Raw genomic sequence first — 11,960 nt, 5'->3', positions numbered from 1 at the left:
GCGCGGGTGGGACTGGGCCCGGAGCAGGACCTCGCGGGCCCGCGGGTCGGCCAGGGCGCCCAGCCCCTCGACGCACGCCAGGGCCACCCGCCAGTACGGATCGTGCGGGGAGAGCAGCCGGGACAGGGTGGCCGTCAGGGCCGGAACCGACTCGGGGGCGCGCAGGGCGGTGAGCAGCCGTACGGGCTGGAGGGCGTAGGCCGTGCGCAGCGAGTTGGTGGCGAGGGCGGCCGCGGCGCGGGCGGTGCGCGGGTCGCCGAGTACGGCGAGTGCCTCGGCGGCGGCCGCGCAGCGCGGCGGGTCCCGGTGGTTGAGCAGCAGGACCAGGGACTCGAAGGCACGGCGGTCCCCCGCCAGCGCGAGCCGGTACGCGGCCAGCTCCCGGGCCCACAGGGGCAGTCCGGCCGAAGTCAGGGACGCCGCCAGGACGTCCGGCGCCGCGGCGAGGAGCGCCTCGTACTCCGGGTACTCCGGCGAACCGGTGGCTTCCGTCCGCAGACGATCGAGCACGTCGTTCACCGGGCCACCCTAGAGGGCTGCGGCAGCCGCTGTACGGGGTTCCGCGAGTCGGGGCGCGCGGCCTGCGCCGACCTCCCGGATCCGCCTGATGATCGATGATCGATGATCGGTACATTTCGGCGGTACAGGTCACATCTGCGCACTCTGGCGCGCCAGTTACCGGCGAGTTACAGTCTCTTCAACACGTGCGGGGCAGGCCTGGTGACGCAGCCGCCCCGTGCCAGTCGGTTCTGCACGACCTCACGGCGCGACCCCGGGACAGGGTCCGGCCGTTTCCGCCCTTCGGGCATCCCGCACGGCCTCGTACACGCCGCCGTGCCCCCTCAGTCGTCACCCTCTCCCACTGGAGTCCCTCGATGGACCGTCCGTCCAGTCAGTCCACCCTCCAGACCATCGCCGTCGTCGGTCTCGGCACGATGGGCACCGGCATCGCCGAGGTCCTCGCCCAGGCCGGCCACGAGGTCATCGGCATCGACATCAGCGACGCCGCGGCCCGGCGCGCCACGGCCGCCCTCACGGCCGGCACCGCGCGCTCCGTCGCCAAGGAGCGCCTCACCGAGCAGGAGCGCGCTGACGTCCTCGCCCGCTTCCGCACCTTCACGGACCTGGGCGCCGCCGCGGAGGCCGACCTCGTCATCGAGGTCGTGCCCGAGTCCTACGAGCTCAAGCAGCGGGTGTTCCGCGAGCTCGACGCGATCGTGCGGCCGGACACCATCCTGGCCACCGGCACCAACGCCCTGTCGGTGACGCGGCTCGCCGCCGAGTCCCAGCGCCCCGAGCGCGTCCTGGGCCTGCACTTCTTCAACCCGGCGCCCTCGATGAAGCTGGTCGAGATCGTCTCCTGCGTGCTGACCTCCCCGCCGGCCGTCGAGGCGGTCACCGAGCTGGCCCGCGGGCTCGGCAAGGAGCCGGTCCTGATCGGCGACCGCCCCGGCTTCGTCGCCGACGGCCTGCTCTTCGGGTACCTGAACCAGGCCGCCGCCATGTACGAGGCGAAGTACGCCTCCCGCGAGGACATCGACGCGGCGATGCGGCTGGGCTGCGGTCTGCCGATGGGGCCGCTCGCGCTGCTCGACCTGATCGGCGTGGACACCGCCCGCACCGTCCTGGAGGCCATGTACGCGGACTCCGGCGACCGGCTGCACGCCCCGGCCCCGATCCTCGGCCACCTGGCCGAGGCCGGGCTGACCGGACGCAAGTCCGGGCGCGGCTTCTACACGTACGACGCCCCGGGCGGTTCCGCGGTGGTCCGCGACGCGCAGACCCCGCAGGACGGCGCGCGGCTCGGCGAGGGCCGCCCGGTGGCCTCGGTCGGCGTCGCCGGCTCGGGCACCATGGCGAGCGGCATCGCGCAGGTCTTCGCGCAGTCCGGGTTCCCGGTGGTCCTGGCCGCCCGGAGCCAGGAGAAGGCCGACGCCGCGAAGGCCTCGATCGGCAAGTCCTTGGGCCGTGCGGTGTCCAAGGGCAAGCTGACCGAGGCCGCGGCGGAGCGGACCCTGGAACTGATCACCGCGGCCGGTTCGCTGGACGCCTTCGCCGACGTGGACCTGGCCGTCGAGGCGGTCGCCGAGGACCTGGCGGTCAAGCAGGAGCTGTTCGCGGCCCTGGACAAGGTCTGCAAGCCGGGCGCGGTGCTGGCCACCACCACCTCCTCACTGCCGGTGATCGCGGTCGCCCGCGTGACCTCGCGCCCGCAGGACGTGATCGGCATGCACTTCTTCAACCCGGCTCCGGCCATGAAGCTGGTCGAGGTGGTCCGCACGGTCCTGACCGCCGACGACGTGCACGCCACGGTCCGCGAGATCTGCACCAAGGTGCGCAAGCACCCGGTCGACTGCGGGGACCGCGCCGGCTTCATCGTGAACGCGCTGCTGTTCCCGTACCTGAACAACGCGATCAAGATGGTCGAGCAGCACTACGCCAGCCTCGACGAGATCGACGCGGCGATGAAGCTGGGCGGCGGCTACCCGATGGGGCCCTTCGAGCTCCTCGACGTGGTCGGGCTCGACGTCTCGCTGACCATCGAGAAGGTGCTGCACAAGGAGTTCCGCGACCCGGGACTGGCCCCCTCCGCGCTGCTGGAGCACCTGGTGGCGGCGGGCTGCCTGGGCCGGAAGACCGGCCGCGGATTCCGTGAGCACGCCCGCCGGTAACCCTCCGGGCCACGAGCCGGATGCGTGGGGAGGGCTCCTCGGGCCCGCCGGACCCTCACGGCGGGCGAACCCTCCCGACGAGCACTGTGTGCCCAGTGCCGGCCCTCCCCCGCATCCACCCCCGTCCCACCCGCCCCGCCCCCCGCAGGCGCGGTCCCCGTCGCGAATGAAGTACTTTCGCTCTATGTCCCAGCCCGCCAAGACCTCGCCCCGCGCCGCCACGGCCTCCGACGCCCCGGAGAGCGCGGCCGGCACCCGGGCGGCCGCGCAGCGGCTCAAGATGCGTCGCGAGCTCGCCGCGGCGGCCATGGAGCTGTTCGCGAACAAGGGGTACGAGGCGACGACGGTCGACGAGATCGCCGCGACCGCGGGCGTGGCACGGCGCACCTTCTTCCGGCACTTCCGGTCCAAGGAGGAGGCGATCTTCCCGGACCACGACGACACCCTGACCCGCGCCGAGGCCGTGCTGGACGTCGCTCCGGCGCACGAGCACCCGCTCGACACGGTGTGCCGCGGGATCAAGGAAGTCATGAAGATGTACGCCGCCTCGCCGGCCGTGTCGGTGGAGCGCTACCGGCTGACCCGGGAGGTGCCGGCGCTGCGCGAGCGGGAGATCGCCTCGGTGGCCCGGTACGAGCGGCTCTTCACGCGCTACCTGCTGGCGCACTTCGACGAGCAGGACCACCACGACGGCAATGACGACCCGCTCCTGGCCGAGGTGGCCGCCTCGGCGGTGGTGACCGCGCACAACCACGTCCTGCGGCGCTGGCTGCGGGCGGGCGGCCAGGGGGACGTGGAGGCGCAGCTCGACCACGCCTTCTCCATCGTGCGCAACACCTTCGGCTCGGGCATCGGCGCGGGGCGCACCCCGGGCGCGGCCGCGGCCGCTCCGGCCGCGGTCCGCACGCGGGGCGAGGTACTCGTCGCGGTGGCCCGTACCGACGCCCCGCTGGACGAGGTCATGCGGACCATCGAAGAGGCCCTGCGCAACACGTAGCGAGAACAGACAGCGAAGCGAGCCGGCGGCTACCGCCGGTAGGCGCCTCAGACGGCCGTCCCCGTACCCGGGGGCGGCCGTCTGCGTGTGTCCAGCTTGTCCCTACTCGTGGGTAACTCTGATCGATCATCGCTCATCTGCGCAGGTCAATAGGCAAATGAGAGAAAGTTTTGGCACGCGGTGCCTTGCTGAGTGACACGGGGTGCCATACGTTGAATCTCGTCCGGATGTCCCCGCGGCCCACGCCCACTCGGCACGGAACGCGCCCCGGATGCCTGCGTCACCAGGCACCGCACGCCTCACCACGGGCGTCGCCAGCACCACCGCACCAGCCGGACCGACGGCACGCAGTACCGCAGCACCCACAACGCGCTCCCACGCACGCAACGCGTATCCCCCAGCGCACCCCCATCAGCGCTCATGCCGGAGGCTCTACCGTGAAGGACATCCTGGACGCGATCCAGTCGCAGGCCGCTACCGCCGCAGACTTCGCGGCCCTGCCGCTCCCCGACTCGTACCGCGCGATCACCGTGCACAAGGACGAGGCGGAGATGTTCGCCGGGCTCACCACGCGCGAGAAGGACCCGCGCAAGTCCCTGCACCTCGACCAGGTGCCGGTCCCCGAACTCGGTCCGGGCGAGGCCTTGGTGGCCGTCATGGCCTCCTCGGTCAACTACAACTCCGTCTGGACCTCGATCTTCGAGCCGGTGTCCACCTTCAGCTTCCTGGAGCGCTACGGACGCCTGTCGGAGCTCACCAAGCGCCACGACCTGCCGTACCACGTCATCGGCTCCGACCTCGCGGGCGTCGTGCTGCGCACCGGCCCCGGCGTGAACGCCTGGAAGCCGGGCGACGAGGTCGTCGCCCACTGCCTCTCGGTCGAGCTGGAGTCCTCGGACGGCCACAACGACACGATGCTCGACCCCGAGCAGCGCATCTGGGGCTTCGAGACCAACTTCGGCGGACTGGCGGAGATCGCCCTCGTCAAGTCCAACCAGCTGATGCCCAAGCCGGACCACCTCAGCTGGGAGGAGGCCGCCTCCCCCGGCCTGGTCAACTCCACCGCCTACCGCCAGCTGGTCTCCCGCAACGGCGCCGGCATGAAGCAGGGCGACAACGTCCTGATCTGGGGCGCGAGCGGCGGCCTCGGCTCGTACGCCACCCAGTTCGCGCTGGCCGGCGGGGCCAACCCGATCTGCGTGGTCTCCAGCCCCGAGAAGGCGGACATCTGCCGGGCCATGGGCGCCGACGCGGTCATCGACCGCAACGCCGAGGGCTACAAGTTCTGGAAGGACGAGCACACCCAGGACCCCAAGGAGTGGAAGCGCTTCGGCAAGCGCATCCGCGAGCTGACCGGCGGCGAGGACATCGACATCGTCTTCGAGCACCCGGGCCGCGAGACCTTCGGCGCGAGCGTCTACGTCACGCGCAAGGGCGGCACCATCACCACCTGCGCCTCGACCTCGGGCTACATGCACGAGTACGACAACCGCTACCTGTGGATGTCGCTCAAGCGGATCATCGGCTCGCACTTCGCGAACTACCGCGAGGCGTGGGAGGCCAACCGCCTGATCGCCAAGGGCAAGATCCACCCCACCCTGTCGAAGGTCTACTCCCTGGAGGAGACCGGCCAGGCCGCGTACGACGTCCACCGCAACCTCCACCAGGGCAAGGTCGGCGTCCTCGCGCTGGCCCCCGAGGAGGGCCTGGGCGTGCGCGACCACGAGCTGCGCGCCACGCACCTCGACGCGATCAATCGCTTCCGTAACGTCTGAGACGCCTCAGAGGCCAAAAGGACAGCCTGAGATGACAGAGCGCCAGAAGGACCGTCCGTGGCTCATGCGGACGTACGCCGGCCACTCCACGGCCGAGGCGTCCAACGAGCTGTACCGCCGCAACCTCGCCAAGGGCCAGACCGGCCTGTCGGTCGCGTTCGACCTGCCGACGCAGACCGGCTACGACCCCGACCACATCCTCGCCCGCGGCGAGGTGGGCCGGGTCGGGGTCCCGGTCTCCCATCTGGGCGACATGCGGCGGCTGTTCCAGGACATACCCCTGGAGCAGATGAACACCTCGATGACGATCAACGCCACCGCCATGTGGCTCCTGGCGCTCTACCAGGTGGCGGCCGAGGAGCAGGGTGCGGACGTCTCGCAGCTCCAGGGCACCACGCAGAACGACATCGTCAAGGAGTACCTCTCGCGCGGGACGCACGTCTTCCCGCCGGGACCCTCGCTCCGCCTGACGACGGACATGATCGCGTACACGGTCAACCACATCCCCAAGTGGAACCCGATCAACATCTGCTCGTACCACCTCCAGGAGGCCGGGGCCACCCCGGTCCAGGAGATCTCGTACGCGATGTCCACCGCCATCGCCGTGCTGGACTCGGTGCGGGACTCGGGCCAGGTGCCCGAGGAGCGCTTCGGCGAGGTGGTCGCCCGGATCTCGTTCTTCGTGAACGCGGGCGTCCGCTTCATCGAGGAGATGTGCAAGATGCGCGCCTTCGGCCGCATCTGGGACAAGGTCACCCGGGAGCGCTACGGCATCGAGAACGACAAGCAGCGCCGCTTCCGGTACGGCGTCCAGGTCAACTCCCTGGGCCTGACCGAGGCGCAGCCGGAGAACAACGTCCAGCGCATCGTGCTGGAGATGCTGGCGGTCACCCTCTCCAAGGACGCCCGCGCCCGCGCCGTGCAGCTGCCCGCCTGGAACGAGGCGCTGGGCCTGCCCCGCCCGTGGGACCAGCAGTGGTCGCTGCGGATCCAGCAGGTGCTGGCCCACGAGAGCGACCTGCTGGAGTACGAGGACATCTTCGCGGGCTCCCACGTGATCGAGGCCAAGGTCGAGTCCCTCGTGGAGGAGTGCCTGGCCGAGATCGACCGGATCCAGGGGATGGGCGGCGCGATGGCCGCCGTCGAGTCCGGCTACCTCAAGTCCCAGCTGGTCTCCTCGCACGCCGAGCGGCGGGCGCGGATCGAGGCCGGCGAGGACAAGATCGTCGGGGTCAACTGCTTCCAGCAGACCGAGGAGAACCCTCTCACCGCGGACCTCGACGGCGCGATCATGACGGTCGACCCCGCGGTGGAGGCCCTCACCGTCGAACGCATCGTGCGCTGGCGCGCCGAGCGCCAGGAGTCCTCGGACCGGCAGGGGGGCGGCGACCCGTTCGTCTTCCCCACGGTCGGCCAGGCCCTGGACCGGCTGAAGCAGGCCGCCACCGGCACCGAGAACCTCATGGAGGCCACCCTGGAGTGCGCCCGGGCCGGTGTCACCACCGGCGAGTGGTCGAGCGCCCTGCGTGAGGTCTTCGGCGAGTTCCGCGCCCCGACCGGCGTCTCCTCCGCCCCCGTGGCGGTCACCGCCGAGGAGGGCACGCCCATGGCCCTCGTCCGCGAGAAGGTCTCCCGCACCGCGGACGACCTCGGCTCCGGCCGCCTGCGCCTGCTGGTCGGCAAGCCCGGCCTGGACGGGCACTCCAACGGCGCCGAGCAGATCGCCGTCCGGGCCCGCGACGCGGGCTTCGAGGTGGTCTACCAGGGCATCAGGCTGACACCCGAGGAGATCTCCTCCGCGGCGCTCGCCGAGGACGTCCACTGCGTGGGACTGTCCATCCTGTCCGGTTCGCACAGCGCGCTCGTCCCGGACGTCCTCGAACGCCTGCGCGTGGCGGGGGCGGGTGACATACCCGTCATCGTCGGCGGCATCATTCCGAACGCGGATGCCGTGACACTCAAGGCGGCGGGCGTCGCCGCCGTCTTCACCCCCAAAGACTTCGGTATCACGGAGATCATCGGCCGTATCGTCGACGAGATCCGGAAAGCGAACAAGCTCGATCCCCTGGAGGTCCCCGCATGACCACGCCCACGACTCCCGTGAACCGGCTGCGCCCGCGCCGCTCCTGCCTCGCGGTCCCCGGCTCGAACCCGCGGTTCCTGGAGAAGGCCCAGGGCCTGCCGGCGGACCAGGTGTTCCTGGACCTGGAGGACGCCTGCGCCCCGCTCGCCAAGGAGGGCGCCCGCCACACGATCGTGGACGCGCTGAACAACGGCGACTGGACGGGCAAGACCCGGGTCGTGCGCGTGAACGACTGGACCACGCACTGGACGTACCGCGACGTCATCACGGTCGTCGAGGGCGCCGGCCAGAACCTCGACTGCATCATGCTGCCGAAGGTCCAGGACGCGCAGCAGGTCGTGGCGCTGGACCTGCTGCTGACCCAGATCGAGAAGACGATGGGCTTCGAGGTCGGCAAGATCGGCATCGAGGCGCAGATCGAGAACGCCAAGGGCCTGGTCAACGTCGACGCGATCGCCGGCGCCTCGCCCCGGCTGGAGACGATCATCTTCGGCCCGGCCGACTTCATGGCCTCGATCAACATGAAGACGCTGGTCGTGGGCATGCAGCCGCCCGGCTACGGCGCGGACGCCTACCACTACATCCTGATGCGGATCCTGATGGCGGCCCGTACCCACGACCTCCAGGCCATCGACGGCCCCTTCCTCCAGATCCGCGACGTGGACGCCTACCGCGAGGTGGCCGGCCGGGCGGCGGCGCTGGGCTTCGACGGCAAGTGGGTGCTGCACCCCGGCCAGGTCGACGCGGCCAACGAGGTCTTCTCCCCCTCCCAGGAGGACTACGACCACGCCGAGCTCATCCTCGACGCGTACGACTGGTGCACCTCGGAGGCCGGCGGCAAGAAGGGCTCCGCGATGCTCGGCGACGAGATGATCGACGAGGCCAGCCGCAAGATGGCCCTGGTCATCGCGGGCAAGGGGCGCGCGGCGGGCATGCAGCGCACCAGCAAGTTCGAGACCCCGGAGGCGTAGGGCCATGCAGTTCGGACGCACGTACGAAGAGTTCGAGGTCGGGGCGGTCTACAAGCACTGGCCCGGGAAGACGGTCACGGAGTACGACGACCACCTCTTCTGTCTGCTGACCATGAACCACCACCCGCTCCACATGGACAGCAACTACGCCGAGAACACGACCGACTTCGGCAAGAACGTCGTCGTGGGCAACTACATCTACTCGCTGCTGCTGGGCATGTCCGTGCCGGACGTCTCCGGGAAGGCCATCGCCAACCTGGAGATCGAGTCCCTGCGGCACGTGGCGCCCACCTTCCACGGCGACACGCTCTACGGCGAGACCACGGTCCTCGACAAGACCCCCTCCAAGTCGAAGGACGACCGGGGCATCGTCTACGTCGAGACCAAGGGGTACAAGCAGGACGGCACCCTCGTCTGCGTCTTCCGGCGCAAGGTGATGGTCCCGACGCAGACGTACATCAAGGAGCGCGGCGGCGAGCAGCCCGGCCGGCCCACGCTGAAGGAACAGGTGAAGTAGCCATGGCCCGACTCGCCCAGACCGCCGGGCTCACGGACGTCCAGCGGGAGATCCTCAAGACCGTCCGGGAGTTCGTCGACAAGGAGATCATCCCGGTCGCGACCCAGCTGGAGCACCGCGACGAGTACCCGCAGGACATCGTCGACGGCCTCAAGGAACTCGGCCTCTTCGGGCTGATGATCCCCGAGGAGTACGGCGGCCTGGGTGAGTCGCTCCTCACCTACGCCCTGTGCGTCGAGGAGATAGCCCGTGGCTGGATGTCCGTCTCGGGCATCATCAACACCCACTTCATCGTGGCGTACATGCTCAAGCAGCACGGCACGCAGGAGCAGAAGGACCACTTCCTGCCCCGTATGGCGCTGGGCGAGGTCCGCGGCGCGTTCTCCATGTCGGAGCCGGCGCTGGGCTCGGACGTGTCGGCCATCTCCTCCAAGGCGGTGAAGGACGGCGACGAGTACGTCCTGAACGGCCAGAAGATGTGGCTGACGAACGGCGGCACCTCCACCCTGGTGGCGGTCCTCGTGCGAAGTGACGAAGGACACCCCGAGGGCACGGCGCCCCACAAGTCGATGACCACCTTCCTCGTCGAGAAGGAGCCGGGCTTCGGGGAGGTCCGTCCGGGCCTGACCATCCCGGGCAAGATCGACAAGATGGGCTACAAGGGCGTCGACACGACCGAGCTCATCATGGACGGACTGCGCATTCCGGCCAATCGGGTACTCGGTGGGACGACCGGGCGAGGGTTTTACCAAATGATGGACGGGGTCGAGGTGGGCCGCGTGAACGTGGCGGCCCGTGGCTGCGGCGTCGCTCAGCGTGCCTTCGAGCTGGGTGTCTCGTATGCCCAGCAACGTCACACTTTCGGCAAGCCGATCGCGGAACACCAGGCCATCCAGTTCAAGCTGGCCGAGATGGCTACCAAGGTCGAAGCCGCCCATGCGATGATGGTGAACGCAGCACGCAAAAAGGACTCCGGGGAACGAAACGACCTCGAAGCAGGGATGGCGAAGTACCTCGCCTCCGAGTACTGCAAGGAGGTCGTCGAGGACGCCTTCCGTATCCACGGTGGCTACGGGTTCTCGAAGGAGTACGAGATCGAGCGCCTCTACCGCGAGGCCCCGATGCTGCTGATCGGTGAAGGTACCGCCGAGATTCAGAAAATGATCATCGGGCGACGCCTGCTTGAGGAGTACCGCCTTCAGGGCTGAAAGTACCTTTTGCGACGAATCGCCCATGGTTCGTCGCGAAAGGATTACTGCCAGTCACTGGCTGACGGCCATCGACTCGGCTTCTGGCTTGCCCAGTTGTTGCACGCAACCGATAGCATTCCAGTAAAGCCGCCGTCCCGTCCCCCTGTTTGCGGCGCGGCAATCACCCGCTACGAAGGTCATCCATGCCCCACAGCCAAACCTCTGCACCTCGCGTCGGCTTCCTGAACGGACGTCTCGCACGCGGAGCATCGCCGTGGCTCCTGCCGACCGTCGCCACCGCGGCCCTCAGCCTCGCCCGGGCCCGCACGTCCGGGCGCTGGGCCGCGGCGGCCGTGCCCGCCACCGCGCTCGCCGCGGGCATGCTGTGGTTCTTCCGCGACCCCGAGCGCGAGATCGCCCAGGGCCGGGTCATCTCGCCCGCCGACGGTGTGGTGCAGAGCATCATGCCGTGGAAGGACGGCCGGACCCGGGTCGCCATCTTCATGAGCCCGCTGAACGTCCACGTCAACCGCGCGCCCCTCGCGGGCACGGTGACGTCCGTGGAGCACGTGCCCGGCGGGTTCGTCCCGGCGTTCAACAAGGAGAGCGAGAACAACGAGCGCGTTGTCTGGCACTTCGACACCGAGCTCGGCGACATCGAGATGGTCCAGATCGCCGGCGCCGTCGCCCGGCGCATCGTGCCGTACCTGCCGGCCGGTACCAAGGTGGAGCAGGGCGAACGCATCGGTCTGATCCGCTTCGGCTCGCGCGTCGACATCTACCTCCCGGAGGGCGTCGAGGTCGCGGTCGAGGTCGGTCAGGCCACCACCGCGGGGGTGACCCGAATTGACCGTGACTGACCCCGAGACTCCCGCGACACCCAACCCGTCACAGGGCTGGGTGCCGGAGTCCGCCGACGAGGAGTCCGCCGAGGAGGACATGCCGCTCTCGCTGCGGCTGTCGATAGCGGACACCCTCACGCTCGGTAACGCGACCTGCGGATTCATGGCGGTGTACTTCACCACCACCGGAATCCTCATCCCGCACCTCACCGGCAGCAACGAGACGGGCATGGCCCGTCACAGCGCGGCGACGGCGGTGATACTGATGCTGCTCGCCGCGGTCTTCGACCTCTTCGACGGCATCGTCGCCCGCAAGCTGCGCAGCTCGCCCATGGGCGCCGAGCTGGACAACCTGTCCGACCTGATCAGCTTCGGCCTGGCTCCGGCGTACTTCGTGCTCGTCTACGGCATGGTCGCCGACGACGCGCACCAGAAGATGTCGGCCCTGGCCGCGATCGTGGTGCTGCTCGCCGTCGTCCTCAGACTCGCGAGATTCAGCTGCGTGACGATGAAGGACGGCATGTTCCAGGGCATGCCGAGCCCCTTCGGCGCGCTGACGGTCGTCTCGATCGTGCTGCTGGAGCTGCCGTTCGTCCCGACGCTGCTCGCGATCATCGGGGTGGCTTGGCTGATGGTGAGCCGGGTCGAGTACCCCAAGCCGCGGGGTGTCCTCGCGGTGGCGATGCTCTGCTGGATCGTCGGTGCGATGGGGCTGCTGGCGGCCTGGGCGTTCGACGCCCCGGGCGGTCAGCTCCTGCTCCAGACCGGCTGCGCCCTGCAGATCGCGCTGGCGGCGACCATTCCGCTGTTCGCGACGACCCGCCGGGCCAACACCTTCCGGCACAACCGCCGCGAGGCGCGCGCCACGACGCTGCGTTAGCCGTACCGCCCGTACGGGAGGGCCCCCGGATGC

General features: G+C 69.7%; 10 protein-coding genes. 9 read left to right on the top strand and 1 reads right to left on the bottom strand.

The window, feature by feature from the left end:
* The coding region (locus ACFWUQ_RS29455; RefSeq protein WP_384544087.1) for an adenylosuccinate lyase at positions 1 to 519 on the bottom strand (519 nt) is incomplete at its 3' end.
* 356 nt (positions 520 to 875) lie between these two features.
* On the opposite strand from ACFWUQ_RS29455, the gene ACFWUQ_RS29450 reads away from it, so the two are divergent.
* The 9 genes from ACFWUQ_RS29450 (at position 876) to pssA (ending at position 11,927) form a co-directional block, all read left to right on the top strand.
* Positions 876 to 2,672, top strand: coding sequence for a 3-hydroxyacyl-CoA dehydrogenase family protein (locus ACFWUQ_RS29450; protein ID WP_384544086.1), 1,797 nt, complete (start codon positions 876 to 878; stop codon positions 2,670 to 2,672).
* A gap of 184 nt (positions 2,673 to 2,856) precedes the next feature.
* Positions 2,857 to 3,669: a TetR family transcriptional regulator gene (locus ACFWUQ_RS29445; RefSeq protein ID WP_384544084.1), complete on the top strand. Its 813-nt coding sequence runs from the start codon at positions 2,857 to 2,859 to the stop codon at positions 3,667 to 3,669.
* Between the two features lie 437 nt (positions 3,670 to 4,106).
* Positions 4,107 to 5,444, top strand: a complete 1,338-nt coding sequence (gene ccrA / locus ACFWUQ_RS29440) for a crotonyl-CoA carboxylase/reductase (RefSeq protein ID WP_384544082.1) — start codon at positions 4,107 to 4,109, stop codon at positions 5,442 to 5,444.
* Positions 5,445 to 5,475: 31 nt separating this feature from the next.
* Positions 5,476 to 7,527, top strand: a complete 2,052-nt coding sequence (locus ACFWUQ_RS29435; protein ID WP_384544080.1) for a protein meaA — start codon at positions 5,476 to 5,478, stop codon at positions 7,525 to 7,527.
* On the top strand, positions 7,524 to 8,498 hold the full coding sequence (locus ACFWUQ_RS29430) for an HpcH/HpaI aldolase/citrate lyase family protein (protein WP_384544078.1): 975 nt from the start codon (positions 7,524 to 7,526) through the stop codon (positions 8,496 to 8,498). Before ACFWUQ_RS29435 ends, ACFWUQ_RS29430 begins: the two co-directional genes overlap by 4 nt.
* A gap of 4 nt (positions 8,499 to 8,502) precedes the next feature.
* Complete coding sequence (locus tag ACFWUQ_RS29425) at positions 8,503 to 9,015, top strand: MaoC family dehydratase (RefSeq protein ID WP_384544076.1); 513 nt, start codon at positions 8,503 to 8,505, stop codon at positions 9,013 to 9,015.
* A 2-nt stretch (positions 9,016 to 9,017) separates the two neighbouring features.
* Positions 9,018 to 10,223, top strand: a complete 1,206-nt coding sequence (locus ACFWUQ_RS29420; RefSeq protein ID WP_384544074.1) for an acyl-CoA dehydrogenase family protein — start codon at positions 9,018 to 9,020, stop codon at positions 10,221 to 10,223.
* 185 nt (positions 10,224 to 10,408) lie between these two features.
* Complete coding sequence (locus tag ACFWUQ_RS29415; RefSeq protein WP_384544072.1) at positions 10,409 to 11,065, top strand: phosphatidylserine decarboxylase; 657 nt, start codon at positions 10,409 to 10,411, stop codon at positions 11,063 to 11,065.
* Positions 11,052 to 11,927, top strand: a complete 876-nt coding sequence (gene pssA, locus ACFWUQ_RS29410) for a CDP-diacylglycerol--serine O-phosphatidyltransferase (protein ID WP_384544070.1) — start codon at positions 11,052 to 11,054, stop codon at positions 11,925 to 11,927. Before ACFWUQ_RS29415 ends, pssA begins: the two co-directional genes overlap by 14 nt.
* The last annotated feature ends 33 nt before the right edge of the window (positions 11,928 to 11,960 follow it).

It is taken from the genome of Streptomyces sp. NPDC058662, assembly GCF_042716255.1.
Taxonomy (GTDB): Bacteria; Actinomycetota; Actinomycetes; order Streptomycetales; family Streptomycetaceae; genus Streptomyces.
The sequence above is the reverse complement of the archived record's forward strand: the minus strand, read 5'-3'. Positions and strand labels throughout refer to the sequence as shown.